The sequence below is a fragment of the Bacillus sp. FAU20 genome (assembly GCF_056033865.1).
The window spans coordinates 165,697-183,205 of sequence record NZ_JBVYHY010000011.1 but is presented as its reverse complement, the minus strand read 5'-3'; the positions used below and the strand labels follow the sequence as shown (position 1 = coordinate 183,205).

Genomic DNA, 17,509 nt, shown 5'->3' with positions numbered 1-17,509 from the left:
ACAGCTATGGATTTTAAAACAGTTATGCAAGAACTTGAGGCTCTAGGTAAGGAACGAACGAAAAAAATATACATATCTAACGGTGCGCATGAGCCAGTATTCGGAGTAGCTACAGGTGCTATGAAACCAATCGCCAAACAAATAAAATTAAACCAAGAGTTAGCTGAAGAACTTTATGCGACAGGTAATTACGATGCTATGTACTTTGCAGGCATTATTGCGGATCCGAAAGCTATGAGTGAGTCTGATTTTGATCGTTGGATAGATGGGGCTTATTTTTATATGCTATCTGATTATGTTGTAGCCGTAACTTTATCGGAGTCAAATATTGCACAAGACGTTGCTGATAAATGGATTGCAAGTGGGGACGAGCTTAAAATGTCTGCAGGCTGGAGTTGCTACTGTTGGCTTTTAGGAAATCGCAAAGACAATGAGTTTTCCGAAAGTAAAATTTCCGATATGCTTGAAATGGTGAAAGATACAATTCATCATTCTCCAGAACGAACAAAATCCGCTATGAATAATTTCCTAAACACCGTGGCAATTTCATATGTACCACTACACGAAAAAGCAGTCGAGATTGCAAAAGAAGTTGGTATAGTTGAAGTCAAACGTGATAATAAAAAAAGCAGTTTGTTAAATGCTACAGAGAGTATTCAGAAAGAACTTGATAGAGGAAGACTTGGTTTTAAACGTAAGTATGTAAGGTGTTAAAAGTATGAAGGTGTCAATGTAGGAGAGATTGACACCTTTTTTGTGGACATTACTAGACTAACGGAGCTGCAAATTAAAGGGAACCAATCATTCATCTCCCACTATACATCTCAAACTTCTTCTTTCAATTTATATACCCTATCTCTTTTCTCATCATCTTTGATAAAAATAAGTTTTCCTTCTGTAACAAAACCTTCTAATAGTAAACATACTTGTCCATATGCTTTAGGCTTATTCGTAGTGAATCTTTCATCGGGTATTTTACCAGATCTTATTAATCGTTCACATAGCTCAAGCGCACTTATTTCTTCACAATCAATTAATTCTAAAATATCTTTTTGTAATGGTGATAAAGGGGCTGGTACCTTACATATCTCAGCTACCTCCACCTTTTCTTTTTCTTCTTCAAATAAATCTTCAAATGAAATTTGATTCATTACACCTGTTCCTTTCTAACAATTGATTTATATAACATGAATTGAATTCTATAGGTACAAGAACTTTAAATATTAGCTATTGTTATGTAGTGCTTACCTCGTTGCATGAATTTCAAACTCATGTACATCATTTCATATAGTATATTTTGATTATACCAAATATACGTTCTGTCTTCTATTGTAGAATTCGTTATTACAGGAATGAAAGTAATAGTAAACATTTTTCTTCTCGTTAGTTGTATAAAAAACTATGTAAAAAAACAGAAAAAGTTTACATAATAAAATTATAGTGATCTTTTAGATTTCTACGCTAAAACGCAAAAAAGCACTTGTTGCCTCAAATAGACAATCAAGTGCTTTAAGTTTCATCTTTTTTAAATAGCATAAATTTGTAAGTTTTATAGTAACAGTATAACGACTTTTATATGTGGTAACAACTACTACGTTAAAACTTACGAGTTTCTATCAGTTCGTTAGTTTAATATGCATTCCATGTGTTTTGAAGTATGCACTTTTTAATAGCCTAATCTTTTTTTCCACTGCAAATACACTTTATTTTCTATTCATCTACATATATGATTGTTATCTTTAGCCAAGCACCACATTTTTTAGCATTCTCATGTATAAAGTATAGTTTTAGCATTTATAAAGTTACTGTAACCCATTTCGTATATTTGCTTAATATCTTAAATTATTAATTACAACATACAAAATCTGGTAATTAAGGATTCTTCAATCCATTAATAAAATCCTTAAAGCTATCAGCTATTTTATACGTATTTTCTTCTTCACTAGACTGTGGAAAATAAAAAGAGTGATCCCAATAATATACACCATGGTTTTCAGTATCTGTAATAAGTACAATTAACCCTGAATTCGGATCATCTCCTATGATTAAACTGGTCGGTAACATATCTTCTTCAAACTCTTCATAGCATTCACTTAAATCAAAAGTTTTTGTTACACCTATACCATACAAAACATCTAAAGGGATTTCCTGATTTAATTCTTTAACAAAAAATTTACTATACCTAACTTTCGAAGTCCCTCCGTTATATTCACTTAAAAATTTTTTATAATCTTCCGGAAGTAAAAATCCTAAAAACTCTTCTAATTCTTCAATTGATTCTTCAGTTGCTTTACCAAAAGCATTTAAATTCATTTATTTCACTCCTATTTAATCTTTTAACTTCTTAGCTAATGACATTCCACCCATATGTCGAAATCTTCTGTGTATCTCTTTACTAACTTCTTGCATTGTTGTTAAATCTTGATGATGGTGCCATGTGTTTTCATCTAATTTTGGTCCATTTGGAGCTAATTCATCAGCTTTAGCAAAATCAATGTCATATCTATTAAATTCACCTATCGGAACTTCTTGTCTTACCAACCCAGCAGATTTAAAGTTGGGAAAACCTCCAGGATAAGAAACTCGATTTGGAGGAATCTCCCAATCAATATAAGTCCATATTCCTTCCTCACTAATTTCGATTTTCCCACCTTTTTTCTGCCATTTTTCAGGATTTCTAGAATATAAGGGTTTAGTAGATAATTGTTCCTCTGTAAATTTCACTATTTCTGGATTTTTACCCGTACCCTTAGCAAGTTGATAAGCGTCATAGCTGCCGTACTTGCCTTTGAAAACTTTCCAGCTACTTCTCCAACAGTTGAAGATTCTATATAAGGAAGCTTCATTCCTATTCCAGTATCCACCGTCCTAACTGCTACTGGAATAGGAGTATTTTTCATAGCATCTAGTGTATTCTTTAAAGTGTTATTTTCCTTAAGCGATTGTACCACATTATTTCTACGCTAAAACGCAAAAAAGCACTCGTTGCCTTTAATTGACAATCAAGTGCTTTAAGTTCATATGTTTTTAAGTAGCATAAATTTGTAAGTTTTGTAGTAACAATATATCTATTTTGTTTTCTGTCCACTTCAAATATATTTTGCTATAGATTTATCAGTATTTATGTTTTTATAGATGTACAGTAAAATACACTTAAAACAAGCATAATTGTATAAACTACCCCTTTAAAGCTAATATTTCTTCTCTATTATAGTCAATCATTGCTAAAAAGTACTCGTCAAAGTTCTCAAATCTATCTATTTCTTCGCCCGCAAACCAAATAATCTCTCCTGGTCTAGAAGAAGAAGGTAGACATAAAACAAATAAATCCCTATCAAATTTCGAAACTGCAATTGGTAGTAGCTCATGTCTTAAAACACCACTACCCTCTAAAACAACATCATCTATAGCTTTTAATAGCATCTGAGCATAATCCATTATAGAAGATTCCTTTAATTGCTCCGTACCAAATAAATCCACCGTTTGATAAAAACCTGCCCAACCATTGGCATATTGAAGAAATTCTCGATACATTGAATCAAGTTTATATCCCAATTCTTGTTCAATAGTGCAAATAGATTTTCCATTTGCTCCTACCTCTGGAAAATGGTGTGGCCATATTTTTTCTACATCTTGTTTCATTAGCTCCTGCTTCACTAAAATCATTGTAGCTATCTTATCTTTCCAATTATTCACCGTCTACTCCTCCTCTACAAACTTAAATTTTGTAGGTTTATAACCAATTGGATATTTATTAGCCTGTCCACCTATGCTCATATTAACTTTTGGGTCAAGGTCTAACCAACTATGAGGATCCGGTTTCCCCATCCAAGTTGTATCGGGAACATGACCAACATGTCCCTTGTATGCTTCTCCATTATCGGCAGCACGCTTGCCTTCTAGTCTTGCCGCACGTGAAGCTTCTTGTCTTAATTTACCTTTAGTTGATACTCTTCCTGTTGGTGATAAAGCACCCGCTTCTAAAGCTTTATTAGATCCCTCAACATAAGCCTTAACTTGTGCTATCTGTTCATCTGTCGCTCCTGGTGGTGCTTTGACTTCAACAGGTCCCCCAGTTTTACCCGTACCCTATGTTGTAATCTTAAACTCTCACAATAAAAAAGCAAACCATGTAAAACCTTATTAAACTACTTCTTTTTCTTCCACTACCGGCAATTCATAAGCTGTTTTCCCATCTAACTCTGAAAAAAACTTTTTATAGCTTGGATAATGATGGTTTAATTGAATATGTAGTTGGTTCTTTAATGCACTTTGTGCTTTTACTAATGCATTCCTTCTTGAAACTAGTTGTTGTATCGACCAAAATAAATCGTTTGGCTTTGCATCTGGCAGTTGATTAAATTTGTTTATCAGTATGCGTGCTACACATTCCGCATCCCAACTATCATTTTTTTGTATCATCACTTGGCTCTTTCGCTCTAAAAATGATAAAGCTGGATTTACTTCTTTCACAACTCGTTCATGGTCTACTAAATATTTCGCTAACGCTCTTCCATAACCACCAACATCTTCTAAACCAAATACAACAGTTATCCCATCACACACATATGTCTCTACTTCTAATAAGAACTTCGAAAATGCAGATGGTTTATTCTCAAATTGTATTTCTCCTAGTTTCTCTTGCCAACAATTAATAATAACAGCCGTATGCTGCTCTTTATGTAAATCTACTCCTACATACAAATAGTTCTGCCTATGATGCATAACTCATCCCTCTATTCAATGATTTAGTCATATATAAAAATGTCGGCAACCTTAGTTCGAGCGTTCATCTTCCGATGCGCATAGGTACGCAAGCCTAGCCATTTTCATCACTCTAGTAGTATGTATAGTAAAATGAGCTAATTTTTTAAGTGAGTTTATAAAATAATTGCTGAATGTTTCCCATTTGTCTGTATTTGACCATATGTGTATATCCCTCGATAAAAGCTCTCCCGGTCTAACATGCGTTTCACTTGTACTTTCGTAAACCGTTTCCCTTTCTCTGTACGATAGCCTTCTGCATTCAGTCGTTCTGCCAATTGAGTCAGCGACCACTGCCTAAAAAAGTGTCGTAACTCAAATAGTCTACGTACAACCACTGCTTTTTCTGCATCTACTTCTAACACTTTTTGTCCTTTCTTGACTGTGTACCCAAACATCACACCGCCACCCGCATATCCACCTTGTTCCGCTTTCTTCTTTCTGCCTCTACTCAGCTTCAATGCAATCTCGAGACGTTGATATTGATCTAGTAGTTCTAACATGCCATTTACTAAAAAATCATTTGGGTCATGCGTGTATATACTATAATTGGGTTGTTCAATCGCTTTCACATCAACCTTATGTTTCTTTAGCTCTCGTTGTATTAATACTTTTGCCATATCAGAGCGCCATAACCGAGATGTATTTAATACAATCACGCGCCTCACTTGTTGATATGCCATATCTGACAATAGTTCTTGTAAGCCTTCACGTTCAACTGTTAATCCATTTTCATCAACAGTTGCGCCACTTAGTCCTCTATCTTCATATACATGAAGCAATTGTAAGTTATTTTCCATACAATAACGTTCGATTTCTTCTACTTGATACGTTAAGCTATAACCTTCACGCACTTGTCCTTCTGTTGAAACTCGTACATAACCAACTACTTTCTCTTCCATATTGATTCCTCTCCCGTTACAGCAATTAAAGTCCCTGTAACGTTTACCCGTTTTTTGCGGATAACGTGTGCATAACGTCCATCCGTTAAAACGTACTTTACGATGACTTCAAAAAGTAACACAACCCTTTATTTTTTCCTCTACTATCGTCGTACACTGTTCACAGCCACTACAGTCTATAAAACAACAATAAAAATTTAACACTTAATGCACTTATAAAATTATAGTGCTCTTTTAAATTTCTACGCTAAAACGCAAAAAAGCACTTGTTGTCTTTAATTGACAATCAAGTGCTTTAAGTTCATATGTTTTTAAGTCGCGTAAATTTGTAAGTTTTGTAGTAACAGTATGACACCTTTTATATGTCGTGACAACTACTACGTTAAAACTTACGAGTTTGTACGAGTTCGTTAGTTTAATATACATTCCATGTGTTTATATTTATCGCCCGGTAAAATGTCATCTCGCCTAAGCTCGTACTTTATTTTCTATTCTATCATTGCACATAACACTCTATGATGGTACAACCATCATGAGGTCTTTACTTTTTAACAGCCTATTCTTTTTCGTTCTCATGCCTTACCTGACTGTGTATACAAATTTTAGTACCACATGCTTTATCACTCTAGTATATAACCTATAAGTCCTGTAATAAATACTTAGGCAGTTACTATAGCTAATTGTATTGGTTTCCTTCACTAAATCACAAACTATTCATCCCATTCCTCATATACAACTGACCCCATATAAATTAAATTTCCACTTTTAAATTTAACTTCATCTATATCTCCATCGTACTCAAAATCATATAATCTAATAACAGAATCATAGGTTTCTGGCAATTCTTCCCCATAATGTTCCACAAATTGTGATAAAATTTCCGCTTCGTAAGAGGAACCACTTAAAAGGGTAGTCAACGATGTAGTGGAGCCCTCTATCAAGATACTCTCTAATAAATCTTGGTTATAATCAATAAAATCAATATTAAAGTCTCTCATGAATTTAGATTGAATTCTGTCCCCAACTTCATCAAACTTAATTTCAACATATTCTTTTAGACTTTGCTTAGTTCTAAAATTACCTATCTATAAAGACATTACGCCCGGTTTTTCCATAATGAATCCCCCTATATATAAATTATAGTAACATCACTTATCTTAAGCCTTCAGGTAATGAATTTATTCCACCTTTCAATCTAAAATGTGCCCAATTTTTTAATCTTCTTTTAAATGTACTATAATCTAAAGAACTATCAATAATTTTTAACAACTCATTATGTGTTGTAGTAGAACCTATATCACCATGTTTACCTATTGGATTAACAAATTGTCCCACTCAAATATTAGCTTATTTAATTTAAACTAAAGTAAAAAAACCTTGAAAGGCAATCAGCCACTCAAGGTTTTTAATACGCTTAATTTAACTCATATACTTTCATAAAGTTAAAAAATTACCATCTATCATCTACAGTAATTGTATATTGTGCCACACCGATAAACTTCAAATCACTATTTTTAAATTTACCTTTTGTTTTTTGAGCATCATATTCCAAATTGTAAATTAGAATAGCAGCATTAAATTCTTCACTATATCTTATAGTATCAAACTGTTCTAAAAATTGATCGGAGTAAGAAAATCCATCTAATAAATCCTTCACACTGTTTGTCGATTTACTAATCCATTTCTTTTCAATTAAATCGCGATCATAATAATCTAAGTTAAAGTCTTTTTCGAAAGTTGAAGAAATACTGTCTCCATCTTCTGTATACTCAATATTTGTATAATTCATTAACTCTTCCTCATTCTCAAAATTCCCAATCCATATTGATACATGGTCATTCATAATTTTACTACCTCCTTAATTCAATTGGTAATCCCATCTTTCCGCTTTCCAATCTATCTTCTGCCCAATTATTTAATCTTTTTACAAAGGTTTCATAATCTTTTGATGTATCTATAATTCTTAGAATTTGATTATGAGCTACTGTAGAACCTTCGCCACCATGAACACCAGGTGGATTAACAAATTTTACATCTTTTGTTAAAGTTCTCATTTCTTTTATATCATTCATTGATATTCCCCACTCTTTAAACTTTGGAGTTCTTGCCACCAAATGCCACTCATGATATCCTCCCGGTCTTCGAATTCTATCTTCAATCCTTTTTCTTAACTTAGGGTTCTCCCACATTTTATTAAACTCCTTTGAAGATAACTCGTCAAACCATTTATTGAACTCTCCATTCCTAATAGAAGGAATAGTTATTTTCCCTATAGCTTCACCCGTACCCTTAGCCACACTACCTTCCTTACTAACTCCTGAACCACCACTACCCTTAGCAAGTTGATAAGCGTCATCCTTAGCTGCCGTACTTGCTTTTGAAAACTTTCCAGCTACTTCTCCAACAGTTGAAGATTCTATATAAGGAAGCCTCATTCCTATTCCAGTATCCACCATCCTAACTGCTACTGGAATAGGAGTATTTTTCATAGCATCTAGTGCATTTTTTAAAGTCTTATTTTCCTTTAGCGATTGTACCACATTTTTACCCAAATTTGGATTAAAACCAGGCATTCCTTCTTTGAATTTTAATAATTTGGCTAAATCAGCTAATTCACTCGTCCCTTTGAATGCTTTTACTCCTTTTCCTACTGCTCCAACAACTGGGATTGCATCTAATCCGCCAAAAATGATGTTTCCTACCCGCTCTTCTTGGCTCAATTTCCTATGTGTTCCCCAGTCTTCTCCGTCGATACCGCTTTTTATTTGTACACCTCCGTATACTACTGCGGCAGCGGCCCCGAGTGGTGGACAAAGGATTGTTGTGATGATGATTCCTACGCCTATTCCTATGTCTCGCACCATTTCTAGTTTTTTCTGTTCATCTTCTATCGATTTGTATTCAAATCCTCGTGTGGATGGGACTACTTTCTTGTATTCTTCATAATTTAATTTTGCATCTGGATTTTGTTTTTTTAGTTCTTTGTATTCCCCTCTCAGTACTTTATCAAATGCAGGTGAATCTTTAAAAATATCTTCTACTGTTATTTTATCTTTCTTCTTCTGTATTGTTTGTGGTACACTTCCGTAGCCTGCATGCGCACCTGGTAATACTGTCGTTGTTGTGGAGCCAATTCGGTTATCTGTTTTGAAACTGAGAATAGATGTATCTCTCATTTTTTGAGCGAATTTATCCATTTCTACTAAAAAAGGTTTATCTATATGTTCAGAGACCAATCGCCCGGCTTCTCCGCAATATTTTTGTAATGTCGAATAGCTATCAAGTAATTCTCCTATTTTTTGCGATTGATCTTTTGGGTTAAAATGTATACTGCCATCTGAGTCTAAATCTCGTATTCTTCCATCAATTTTTTTCAATAATTCATTTGCGCGCTGTAATTTTATGAGTGCATCTTTTGTAATTCTATTCATACCATCTCCCATGTTTTGCCATGGTTCAGGTCTATATTTCACATCCATTTCGTTTTCATCCCCCAGCCGTATGGTGATTTCTACAACTTACTTAATATTTCACGTAATTGTTCGTCCTTTTCAAACATTTCTACACATGCGTCCCTTACAACTGTCGCCGACCTATAATAGTGTTCAGACAATTCAAGTGTTTTGTGTAATATATCAGGGTATTTTTCAATTACTCTCATTGCTTCACCTTTTTGATAAAAATCACTACTTAATAAACTCTCAATATTCGTTCCAATGACGTCTAAATGGATTTTATATATATTTTCTAATTTCATTACTATATCAAGTAGTTCTTGAAAATTAACTAATACTTCTTCTCCACCACCAGAACCACCGTCTCCCATTGATACTTGCATTATTCAATACCTCCTAACGAAAATTGTCTCGGGTCAATTAATTTTTTATACGGCATTTTTAACACGTCATACAATTTCTTATTTACCGCATAGAGGCTCACCCAGTCATATCGATTACGTTCTACATCTATTTGAACGTAATCTTCTCCTTCAGTGAAATATAAGAAACATTCCCATTTTCCTCCTCTATTACTACGAGGCCTCGTATACGTTTCCATCGCTATAACGTCTTTATTTGATAAATCTTTTTCCTCAAATGTTTGTTGTTCTGTTTCTGTCATTCTCTTTGAGAAAAATGTATCTTCTATGTCCCTCGGTTCTCTCAATAAGAAAGGGATGCGTGTTAATAAGGAAAAATATACGTCCGGTTTTGGTATGTAGTCGATCTCGTATTTTTTATTTGGTTCTATTTCTGTTAATACAGCCACTCGGTCTTTATCCTCTTTTAAAAAGCCAATTAATACATTATTCATTCTCGTGTATTCATGACAATTTTCATATTCCTTTAATAGTTCAATTATTTGAAAAGCTGCAGGGGTAATTCCATTTTCACTTGTAAGTAGGCCTTTTTCTTTTAAACTCGTAGTTGCTTTCGTGACACATTCTTCATCAAGTAAAATAATTGCGTCACGGTTTGGCAATCCAAATATATCGGTAACCCCAGCTGCACCTGCGAGAACATATAATTCAGCAGGTGCAAAACTCATTTCTTTCCCCATTCTTTTATCCCTCGTTTCTCCATCACAATTGTTTTATCGCCCTTACTTCCGATTTATCTCCGTACGTTTGAATGCTTTTATCTAACTCTTTCAAAGCTTTCGTATGTCCTTCAAATGCCTCTACCATTTCTGAATTATATTGAATGATCAAATCAAGATAACTTAAAAATGCATCTCTCGTTTTTCCATTCCATTTCGCACCTGTGACATATGCTTTTAAGTCTTTCGCTTGATTTAAAGAATCCTTCATACCATTTTCAATGTTTTGTGCGTAAGAAATGGCACTTGCAGTGTTACTTCCTATAATTTCAACCTCTTTACCACTCATGTTCGTTCCCTCCATTCTTTGTATACTTAATGGATAAGTTTTTCAATTTCCTTTTTCTTTTCTTCAAAAGCCTTGGTCGCTGCGGCGTATGCTGACGCTTTCTCCGATTCTGCTTTCGCTTTATATTCCAAATACTTTGCATAAGCTGTACTTTTTGCAGATCCAATATCGCTTAATGCACTTTTAAAATAGGATAATACTGTATGTAAGTCTTCATCCTTTTCATGACGTTTTTGTTCAAATTCAACTGCCGGAATTTTATTAGCTTCTAAGCCATTACTTTTACTCTCATACTCTCTCTTCGCTGATTCAGCCTCTTGAATGAATTGCTTTAACTCTCTTTCTTTATCTTTTAAATAATCATGTAAATCATCATACCGATCTCGTTTCCTCGCACTTTCTGTAAAACCAGACGCATTTAAAAAAGCATTATACAATTCATCTAACATCTTTCTCCCCCTTTAGCACAATAACTATGTAGTTAAATCCTTATATTTAAACATGAATATTCATTACATTAAGAATTAACAAATATTTTTTTTACATATTGCTATTTTATCAAAGGGATTTTAACATTTCCATATTTTATGAATGGCTTTCGCATTTTTCTTCAATAAAGTGAAACTTTAATCAATATGACTATGTATTTATTATTTCCTTTTATCCAATTCATTCATATTAAATCCTTGCTTGAGAGTAAGACCAGTTCTTTCTTATTTTCATCAACAACTATTTCTGGATAATCCCAATGAAGCGTACGAGTAGACTCCCTGATTCGTTTTACTATTCCTTTGGCTGTTTTATTTCTATATTCATTCCAATATTTTGGCTCAGTCGCTCTTAAAAGAACGATAGAAAAAGGATCTGATATGAATATCAGATCCTTAACTTTAATTTCTTAATACATACATCTTTTTACACGATAACTGGTTCGTACGTGCTCAAATTATCATACTCAGTTTTTACAATACTAGGCGGAAGGTTAACAAATCCTTAGATTCACCTTTTCTTGTAGCAGTGCATAATATTTAATAAAATTAAAGCATATTTTTACTTATCAGACTTAATTTTTTCGTTATATTCTTCTAAAGTTAACCCTTTTTCTTTTAGATAAACAGCAACTTCTTTCCCTACATAACGATAGTGCCATGGCTCATACTTAATGCCAGTAATATTCTCTTTATCTTTTGGATAGCGGAGAATAAATCCATATTCTGCAGCATTCTTATCTAACCATTTGAATGCATCGGTAGTTTCAAATTTTGCATTTAAATCTTCTACAGTATTCTGCCATTCAACTGAAATAATGTCTAACGCTAATCCAGTATGATGTTCACTTGCACCAGGATACTGAAGATATTCCAATGCCTTAGCACTAGCCTCTTTATCCGACAAGCCTTGAGATTTATAGCTTTTAACTGAAGCATCATAATAAGTTTGTTGTAATTTTATAGCTCGATAACCTGATCTTAAATAAAGATTGATTCCCTCTTTTTTTGCAGCTGCTACCATATCCTGATAGGAAGTTGCAATTCTACTATCTATTTTCATATTTGGCTTCGCATTTTGGGTGATACTTGTTAATTCAATTCCTAGTTCCTTTGATAACATATGCTCTCTATTTACAAGGATAATTCTCCAATCATTAACATCAGAGATAGGTAAAACATCTTTTTTCTTCGCATGTATTTCATTTTTATTTTTATCGTTATTATTAGTAGTTGCCTGAGATGTTTGCTTTCCACTACAAGCAGCAAGACTCCATCCCATTGCTAATACCAATGCTAAAATTATAAATTTTTTAATTGTATCTCATTCCCTTTTTGTTTATTAGTCTTTATACCAATTTCCCAACACGTCTCTAGGAATCTCCTTGAAATCCTTCAAAGAAACGGGGCCGACAAATTTTTTAATTCCATGTTTTTTAGAATTTTCATCCGAATAATCTTTTAAAAATTGAATTTTAAATTGTTTCTTACCATCGGCATAGTCGGTTACTGTCGGTACGATTGCCGCTTGTCGTATACCAAAAGTTTTATCTTCATACTTAACAAATTGTACATAAGATAATCCTCCAACTAATGTTTCTAATTTTTCTTGCGCAGAAATAAGATTTCCAAGAGAATAATAGATTAGCGTTTCATGTCCATCTTTATTTTGTTTCCACTCAATTGGTTGAATTACATGTGGATGATTTCCAATTACTACATCTACACCTAAATCTGTTAAATATTGAGCAACTTCTTTTTGTTGCTTTGAAGGTGTTGAGGTATATTCTACTCCCCAATGCACCATAACAATCACCATATCAGAGCTACTCTTTGCCTTTTCCACATCATTTTGTATCGCTTTTTTATCAATTAAATTTAAAGCCCAAGACTTATCAGCTGGAATTTTAATTCCATTCGTACCATATGTATAATTTAGTAACGCAAAACGAATACCATTTTTTGTAATCGTTTTTATTTCATTACGCTCGTTTTTACTCTCATTAATACCTACCGGGATAACATCTGGATATTTCTTCCAGTATTCTCTTGTATTCGCAACACCTTTAATACCCATATCCATAGCGTGATTTGTCGCTTGCGTCACTATATTGAATCCAGTGTCCACTAAAGATTGGCCTACTTCTTCAGGTGTATTGAAAGTCGGATATCCCTGTACTTTTAAATTATTTCCGGCAATCGGAGTCTCCTGGTTCACTATAGCAAGATCACTTGATTTAACAGCTTTTTTGATATTTTCATAAATATAATTATAATCATATGAACCGTCTTTTTGTTTGCCATCTTTAATTACTGCGTCATGATATAAATTATCACCCGTAGCTATTAAATTCACAACCGATTGTACTTTTTTATCTTCCGTAAAATTAGGAGACTGTTGGATAGGACTTTTCTCTACCCAATTTGGTGCTTTTAATGATGTATCTATATTGGATTCAGCCGGTGGTAATGAAGCTTTAGATGTCTTAACATCAGTATTACCACAAGCGGTTAAAAGCACTAAAAAAATAAGACATACTAAAAAAAACTTTTTACTTCTCTGTAAAGTATCTAACATGTGATCCTCTTTTCTGTTTTATTCCTTATAACTAGTTCTAACAAATCATTCTTTAAAAAAACGTATTTTGGTTTTACCCTTAATTATGGAAGGACACTCTGTTACACCTGCTTCGGAATATACTAATAATTGTTTTCCGCTTTCTAGCAATCTATCGATTCCATCAGAAGTAATAGATTACTAGAAAAACATAATCCATCAGGATGTCGACTAGTTTGATATACCTATTCCAATTGCAATAACTCGTTTAATATTTAAACAAGATAGGAGAATCGTTCATATAGCCTCTTCTCTCGCTTTATGTTTAAGGTGCCTCCAAAAAAGGGATCGTTGCTGTACCCCTTTACATAGTGCGAAATTTTTGTAACTAATTTCTTTCATTCAAGCGACAAACATTATACCGATAACAATAAGTAAGACCCAAGAACTTATTTTACCAATATACGAAAAAAGTAGCAATCTTTTGCCCCATATAAAGAAGCCAATTAGGAGAAATGAACGAGAGATTCATTCTATTCAATTCCTTCATTGATTAATAAAAAAACAAGCCACCCAACTATTGGATGGCTCTATACTATAAAGAGAATTTGTTATTGGATTACTTCAATTTCCCTTCAAAAACAATCTTCCTACCGCACGGCTCAACTACTGTTTTGCCGTCTTTCTTTACTTCATGAAAGATTGGCTCTTCCATACGACGAGACGGAGCGTAGCCTTCTTGTTCCATACGTGCTAAGCAGTCTGTAATTGTTTCATTTTCAAGTACTTCAAATTTCTTTTTATTAGGTTGTTTTGTCATGCCCTAACCTACTTTCTATTTTTCTTGATGCGAATTGATTTTTCATGTAGACCATATATAACATTGCGAGAATTCCCATTATAATCATAACCGCAATAAAAAAGCTTGTATACTGTATTTTTTCTATAAATACGCCGCCTAATACAGGTCCCATAATACTTCCTAAACTAAAAGCGATTCCGGATAATATATTACCTGCTGGTAGTAAGTGTCTCGGTAATAAATCAGTCATAAATCCAAGCCCTAAAGAGAAGCACGATCCAATAACCATACCCGCTAAAAGCATGCAGGCAAAGACGATCCAGTAATATTGATCAAATACGGCGGCAAGTAGAAAAATGCCCGTACTTATGCTAAACGTCCACGTTAATATACGGTCCCTTCCGTATTTGTCACTTAATATACCGAGCGGAATTTGTGTAATAATACCCCCAACTGCAAATGCTGGTAATAAGAAGGATACATCTGAAACAGACCACCCTTTACGAAGTGCGTATACTGGTAAGTTACTGTTTAACATCGCTTCAAGTACGCCATATGCAAGTGGACCTAGCAATGCAATCCATCCTAATCCAACAACTTGTTTATAACGAGAAAATGATGATTCACTCTTCACTTCTCTTTCATCTTGCGCTGGGAATGCATTTTTTGTTGGAAGTAGTAAAAGCCAACCTATTAGACAAAGTATAGTAGATATAATAAATGGTGTTGCAAGACCGTACTGCACAGTGCTTGCTAAATACGGACCAACGGCAAAACCAATTCCGAAGAATACACCATATATCGATACTTGTCTCCCTATTTTACTTGGGTCTGATGTTGTCGTGATCCATGTTTGTGTTCCGACATGAAGCATATGATCTCCGACTCCAACTAGAAATCTAAGGATAAACCATACCCAAAACGAAAATGTTTGTGTAAAAAAGAATAATGAAATAATAACGAGAAACCCACCTATAACAATAATCGGCTTCATTCCAAACCTTTGCATCGGTTTTTCAAGAAACGGCGAAATGACTAATATCCCAATGTACAATGCCGTCGCATGAATACCATTAATACTTGAACTAACCCCTTCTTGTTCAAAAATCATTGCAATGGCAGGTAAGAGCATTCCTTGTGATAAACCCGAGATTGCTACAATCCCAACCATAATCCAAAAAGTAAAACGCATTGACATCCCTTTCCCTCTCCTTCTCACGCTTCCACTTTTCATTATAAACTGTTTTTGCAAATGCGTGTACGAATATTCATAATAAAAAAGAAGCTAAAAGAATGAACCTTTTAGCTTCCTATCCTTCCCAAACTTGCGCTTTCACATTGTAATGAAAGTGTTTAAAATATGGATTTTCATAAAATGAAGGTCCATATAAGTAATGTTGCATATGAGCTGTTAGTGGCTGCTGCATCTGTAAAGGAACTACAGCTGGTGAAACTTGCATATACATCGGATCTATCATTATTTTTGTATAGATATGATGATTATATGGCGAATAAGCGATTAAGGATGGTTTATGCATTGATAATCTCCCCTTATACATACAAATGTTATAGTATATGCAACACTTCTCATTTCGGGGATTATTTCTGTTCTAACCAATCCTCTACATGTTTTATAAATACATCTAAACAATCAATAAACGGCGAGTGTCCGCAATCTTCTAATACATTCAACTCTGCATTTGGCAAATGTTTCGCTAATTCCTCACCGACTACTTGCGGTACGACATAATCTCTATCACCTTGTATGACGAGTGTTGGCGCTTTAATACGATGAATTTGCTTACTTCCCTCTACAACCCCGTTATGTTCATCTGAAATATTAAATGTAATGAGCGCATAATTCACATCTACGAAATTACGTTGCGTTAACATATCATCTAAATACTTTTCATAACGGTCCGGTTCAGGTTGATTATGTGTATATATTAATAGATTCCATACTGTACGGTAATATAGTTTGTTCATATTTTTTATCGCGTCTAATACTGGAGCGATTTGTACTGGATCTTGCGCAATTTCTTCTTTCGTCTTTACTAAACTTGATACAATCGGCTGCCCATTCGTATCTTTTTTAAAGATTGGGTATCCTTTCATTCCTACTGATTCTACTAAAATTAACTTTTCTACAAAAGTTGGGTGGTTCGCTGTAAATTGCATCGCAACGCCACCGCCCATTGACCAGCCCATTAATGAGAATTTCTCTAGCTTTAACTCGTCGATAAATAATTTTATATCTTCTACAAAGTCTTGTAATGAATCTATGGACTGATTATACGTTGATTGTCCAAACCCTCTTAAATCAAGAGCGTAAATATGGTATTGATCTTGCAACTTTTCAATAACTAAATCCCAATGTTGTGACGATGTCATGTTCCCGTGAATGAGTAAAAGAATATCTGTATTTCGCCTTCCAACTTCCTGATATGCAATCGTTTCTCCGTTCGATAGTGAAACAAACTCCATTGTTGCAGGCTTAATCATCACAAGTTCCCCCATTCTATTTAATAGAAAGAAAATTCTTTACTTAATTAAAGAATAGCACGTAGAATGTACGTTCGCAACATAAAACCTATAAGAATTTTTTACATAAATCAACATGTCTATTACTAGACAATTATTATAAAAAAGTATATAGTTAGCTAGGTAACTAATTTGAAAGGATCAAAATACATGGACGAAAAACAACATTTTTTTCACATCGTCAGCCAGACTTCTCGAAAGTTTACGAAGAAATTTAATGAACGTGTATCTCCAACAGGGTTATTTAGTGCGCAATGGGCTGTTATTTTCCGCATTAATCAAACTGGTTCTTGTACGCAAACAGAATTGTGCCAGTATTTAAATGTTGAATCACCAACGATGACTCGTACGTTAACACGTATGGAAACGATGGGATGGATTATTCGTACAGAAGGTAAAGATCGCCGTGAGAAGCTCATTTCTTTATCCGAAACAGCGATAAAGATGATTCCAATATGGCAAGAAGAAGTTGATACTTTCGAAGAAAAAACGCTAGAAGGTATTAACGAAGATGATTTACATCAAGCATTTCAAGTGTTACAACAAATTATTAAAAATTTAGATTAAATT

At 34.0% G+C, this 17,509-nt stretch carries 24 protein-coding genes and 2 pseudogenes; 2 read left to right on the top strand and 24 right to left on the bottom strand.

Annotation, left to right across the window (positions count from 1 at the left end):
- Positions 1-6: 6 nt before the first annotated feature.
- On the top strand, positions 7-714 hold the full coding sequence (locus tag AC0OM3_RS09390) for a DNA alkylation repair protein (protein ID WP_474211530.1): 708 nt from the start codon (positions 7-9) through the stop codon (positions 712-714).
- 110 nt (positions 715-824) lie between these two features.
- On the opposite strand, the gene AC0OM3_RS09385 is transcribed toward AC0OM3_RS09390, so the two are convergent.
- The 24 genes and pseudogenes from AC0OM3_RS09385 to phaZ form a co-directional block, all read right to left on the bottom strand.
- Positions 825-1,151 carry a DUF3895 domain-containing protein gene (locus AC0OM3_RS09385; protein ID WP_001071901.1) on the bottom strand — a complete coding sequence of 109 codons (327 nt, stop codon included), beginning with the start codon at positions 1,149-1,151 and terminating at the stop codon, positions 825-827.
- 721 nt (positions 1,152-1,872) lie between these two features.
- Positions 1,873-2,313 carry an SMI1/KNR4 family protein gene (locus tag AC0OM3_RS09380; protein ID WP_001052205.1) on the bottom strand — a complete coding sequence of 147 codons (441 nt, stop codon included), beginning with the start codon at positions 2,311-2,313 and terminating at the stop codon, positions 1,873-1,875.
- 15 nt (positions 2,314-2,328) lie between these two features.
- On the bottom strand, positions 2,329-2,724 hold the full coding sequence (locus AC0OM3_RS09375; RefSeq protein ID WP_000673073.1) for an HNH endonuclease: 396 nt from the start codon (positions 2,722-2,724) through the stop codon (positions 2,329-2,331).
- Between the two features lie 12 nt (positions 2,725-2,736).
- Positions 2,737-2,954: pseudogene (locus AC0OM3_RS09370) on the bottom strand (DNA/RNA non-specific endonuclease); the annotation flags it as partial.
- Positions 2,918-3,097: a hypothetical protein gene (locus tag AC0OM3_RS09365; protein ID WP_050551993.1), complete on the bottom strand. Its 180-nt coding sequence runs from the start codon at positions 3,095-3,097 to the stop codon at positions 2,918-2,920. The pseudogene AC0OM3_RS09370 and the gene AC0OM3_RS09365, both read right to left, overlap by 37 nt.
- Before the next feature lie 80 nt (positions 3,098-3,177).
- Positions 3,178-3,696 (bottom strand): SMI1/KNR4 family protein, encoded by a 519-nt coding sequence (locus tag AC0OM3_RS09360; RefSeq protein ID WP_098205079.1) that lies wholly within the window; start codon positions 3,694-3,696, stop codon positions 3,178-3,180.
- Between the two features lie 3 nt (positions 3,697-3,699).
- Entirely contained in the window at positions 3,700-3,828 is a 129-nt protein-coding gene (locus tag AC0OM3_RS09355) for a hypothetical protein (protein ID WP_000517810.1), read from the bottom strand.
- Between the two features lie 354 nt (positions 3,829-4,182).
- Positions 4,183-4,725 (bottom strand): annotated as a pseudogene (locus tag AC0OM3_RS09350) (IS110 family transposase); the annotation flags it as partial.
- A gap of 155 nt (positions 4,726-4,880) precedes the next feature.
- Positions 4,881-5,666: a recombinase family protein gene (locus AC0OM3_RS09345; RefSeq protein ID WP_000391698.1), complete on the bottom strand. Its 786-nt coding sequence runs from the start codon at positions 5,664-5,666 to the stop codon at positions 4,881-4,883.
- On the bottom strand, positions 5,651-5,788 hold the full coding sequence (locus tag AC0OM3_RS09340; protein ID WP_074625239.1) for a hypothetical protein: 138 nt from the start codon (positions 5,786-5,788) through the stop codon (positions 5,651-5,653). Before AC0OM3_RS09340 ends, AC0OM3_RS09345 begins: the two co-directional genes overlap by 16 nt.
- A gap of 588 nt (positions 5,789-6,376) precedes the next feature.
- Complete coding sequence (locus AC0OM3_RS09335; RefSeq protein WP_033672702.1) at positions 6,377-6,751, bottom strand: immunity 22 family protein; 375 nt, start codon at positions 6,749-6,751, stop codon at positions 6,377-6,379.
- A 67-nt stretch (positions 6,752-6,818) separates the two neighbouring features.
- Positions 6,819-7,001: a hypothetical protein gene (locus AC0OM3_RS09330; protein ID WP_014481648.1), complete on the bottom strand. Its 183-nt coding sequence runs from the start codon at positions 6,999-7,001 to the stop codon at positions 6,819-6,821.
- 115 nt (positions 7,002-7,116) lie between these two features.
- The gene (locus AC0OM3_RS09325; RefSeq protein WP_000997785.1) at positions 7,117-7,509 is read right to left on the bottom strand and encodes an immunity 22 family protein; all 393 of its coding nucleotides are present in this window, start codon (positions 7,507-7,509) and stop codon (positions 7,117-7,119) included.
- A 7-nt stretch (positions 7,510-7,516) separates the two neighbouring features.
- Entirely contained in the window at positions 7,517-9,145 is a 1,629-nt protein-coding gene (locus tag AC0OM3_RS09320; protein ID WP_000382716.1) for a hypothetical protein, read from the bottom strand.
- A gap of 32 nt (positions 9,146-9,177) precedes the next feature.
- Positions 9,178-9,504, bottom strand: a complete 327-nt coding sequence (locus AC0OM3_RS09315; RefSeq protein ID WP_001198196.1) for a hypothetical protein — start codon at positions 9,502-9,504, stop codon at positions 9,178-9,180.
- Positions 9,504-10,223: a DUF5081 family protein gene (locus tag AC0OM3_RS09310; RefSeq protein ID WP_000514127.1), complete on the bottom strand. Its 720-nt coding sequence runs from the start codon at positions 10,221-10,223 to the stop codon at positions 9,504-9,506. Before AC0OM3_RS09310 ends, AC0OM3_RS09315 begins: the two co-directional genes overlap by 1 nt.
- Positions 10,224-10,245: 22 nt before the next feature.
- Complete coding sequence (locus AC0OM3_RS09305) at positions 10,246-10,551, bottom strand: WXG100 family type VII secretion target (RefSeq protein ID WP_000014535.1); 306 nt, start codon at positions 10,549-10,551, stop codon at positions 10,246-10,248.
- 26 nt (positions 10,552-10,577) lie between these two features.
- A complete protein-coding gene (locus tag AC0OM3_RS09300) occupies positions 10,578-11,000 on the bottom strand; it encodes a hypothetical protein (RefSeq protein ID WP_000883461.1) in 423 nt (140 codons plus the stop codon).
- Positions 11,001-11,601: 601 nt separating this feature from the next.
- Positions 11,602-12,333, bottom strand: a complete 732-nt coding sequence (locus tag AC0OM3_RS09295; RefSeq protein WP_000241985.1) for a M15 family metallopeptidase — start codon at positions 12,331-12,333, stop codon at positions 11,602-11,604.
- A gap of 48 nt (positions 12,334-12,381) precedes the next feature.
- Entirely contained in the window at positions 12,382-13,617 is a 1,236-nt protein-coding gene (locus AC0OM3_RS09290) for a CapA family protein (protein ID WP_000887606.1), read from the bottom strand.
- A 598-nt stretch (positions 13,618-14,215) separates the two neighbouring features.
- A complete protein-coding gene (locus AC0OM3_RS09285) occupies positions 14,216-14,416 on the bottom strand; it encodes an NETI motif-containing protein (protein WP_000166303.1) in 201 nt (66 codons plus the stop codon).
- The gene (locus AC0OM3_RS09280; protein WP_000062798.1) at positions 14,400-15,596 is read right to left on the bottom strand and encodes an MFS transporter; all 1,197 of its coding nucleotides are present in this window, start codon (positions 15,594-15,596) and stop codon (positions 14,400-14,402) included. Before AC0OM3_RS09280 ends, AC0OM3_RS09285 begins: the two co-directional genes overlap by 17 nt.
- A 112-nt stretch (positions 15,597-15,708) precedes the next feature.
- A complete protein-coding gene (locus tag AC0OM3_RS09275; RefSeq protein WP_000549500.1) occupies positions 15,709-15,936 on the bottom strand; it encodes a hypothetical protein in 228 nt (75 codons plus the stop codon).
- Between the two features lie 61 nt (positions 15,937-15,997).
- Positions 15,998-16,900, bottom strand: coding sequence for an intracellular short-chain-length polyhydroxyalkanoate depolymerase (phaZ, locus tag AC0OM3_RS09270; RefSeq protein ID WP_000594871.1), 903 nt, complete (start codon positions 16,898-16,900; stop codon positions 15,998-16,000).
- A 189-nt stretch (positions 16,901-17,089) separates the two neighbouring features.
- Here phaZ and AC0OM3_RS09265 point away from each other — a divergent pair, with 189 nt between their 5' ends.
- Positions 17,090-17,506, top strand: coding sequence for a MarR family winged helix-turn-helix transcriptional regulator (locus AC0OM3_RS09265; protein WP_000343675.1), 417 nt, complete (start codon positions 17,090-17,092; stop codon positions 17,504-17,506).
- The last annotated feature ends 3 nt before the right edge of the window (positions 17,507-17,509 follow it).

Excerpts from the sequence above, each read along its gene's own strand:
- AC0OM3_RS09390 (WP_474211530.1), top strand. The coding sequence starts at position 7 with ATGGATTTTAAAACAGTTATGCAAGAACTTGAGGCTCTAGGTAAGGAA.
- AC0OM3_RS09385 (WP_001071901.1), bottom strand. The coding sequence starts at position 1,151 with ATGAATCAAATTTCATTTGAAGATTTATTTGAAGAAGAAAAAGAAAAG.
- AC0OM3_RS09380 (WP_001052205.1), bottom strand. The coding sequence starts at position 2,313 with ATGAATTTAAATGCTTTTGGTAAAGCAACTGAAGAATCAATTGAAGAA.
- AC0OM3_RS09355 (WP_000517810.1), bottom strand. The coding sequence starts at position 3,828 with ATGGGGAAACCGGATCCTCATAGTTGGTTAGACCTTGACCCAAAAGTT.
- AC0OM3_RS09345 (WP_000391698.1), bottom strand. The coding sequence starts at position 5,666 with ATGGAAGAGAAAGTAGTTGGTTATGTACGAGTTTCAACAGAAGGACAA.
- AC0OM3_RS09325 (WP_000997785.1), bottom strand. The coding sequence starts at position 7,509 with ATGAATGACCATGTATCAATATGGATTGGGAATTTTGAGAATGAGGAA.
- AC0OM3_RS09320 (WP_000382716.1), bottom strand. The coding sequence starts at position 9,145 with ATGGATGTGAAATATAGACCTGAACCATGGCAAAACATGGGAGATGGT.
- AC0OM3_RS09315 (WP_001198196.1), bottom strand. The coding sequence starts at position 9,504 with ATGCAAGTATCAATGGGAGACGGTGGTTCTGGTGGTGGAGAAGAAGTA.
- AC0OM3_RS09310 (WP_000514127.1), bottom strand. The coding sequence starts at position 10,223 with ATGGGGAAAGAAATGAGTTTTGCACCTGCTGAATTATATGTTCTCGCA.
- AC0OM3_RS09305 (WP_000014535.1), bottom strand. The coding sequence starts at position 10,551 with ATGAGTGGTAAAGAGGTTGAAATTATAGGAAGTAACACTGCAAGTGCC.
- AC0OM3_RS09300 (WP_000883461.1), bottom strand. The coding sequence starts at position 11,000 with ATGTTAGATGAATTGTATAATGCTTTTTTAAATGCGTCTGGTTTTACA.
- AC0OM3_RS09290 (WP_000887606.1), bottom strand. The coding sequence starts at position 13,617 with ATGTTAGATACTTTACAGAGAAGTAAAAAGTTTTTTTTAGTATGTCTT.
- AC0OM3_RS09285 (WP_000166303.1), bottom strand. The coding sequence starts at position 14,416 with ATGACAAAACAACCTAATAAAAAGAAATTTGAAGTACTTGAAAATGAA.
- AC0OM3_RS09280 (WP_000062798.1), bottom strand. The coding sequence starts at position 15,596 with ATGTCAATGCGTTTTACTTTTTGGATTATGGTTGGGATTGTAGCAATC.
- AC0OM3_RS09275 (WP_000549500.1), bottom strand. The coding sequence starts at position 15,936 with ATGCATAAACCATCCTTAATCGCTTATTCGCCATATAATCATCATATC.
- phaZ (WP_000594871.1), bottom strand. The coding sequence starts at position 16,900 with ATGATTAAGCCTGCAACAATGGAGTTTGTTTCACTATCGAACGGAGAA.
- AC0OM3_RS09265 (WP_000343675.1), top strand. The coding sequence starts at position 17,090 with ATGGACGAAAAACAACATTTTTTTCACATCGTCAGCCAGACTTCTCGA.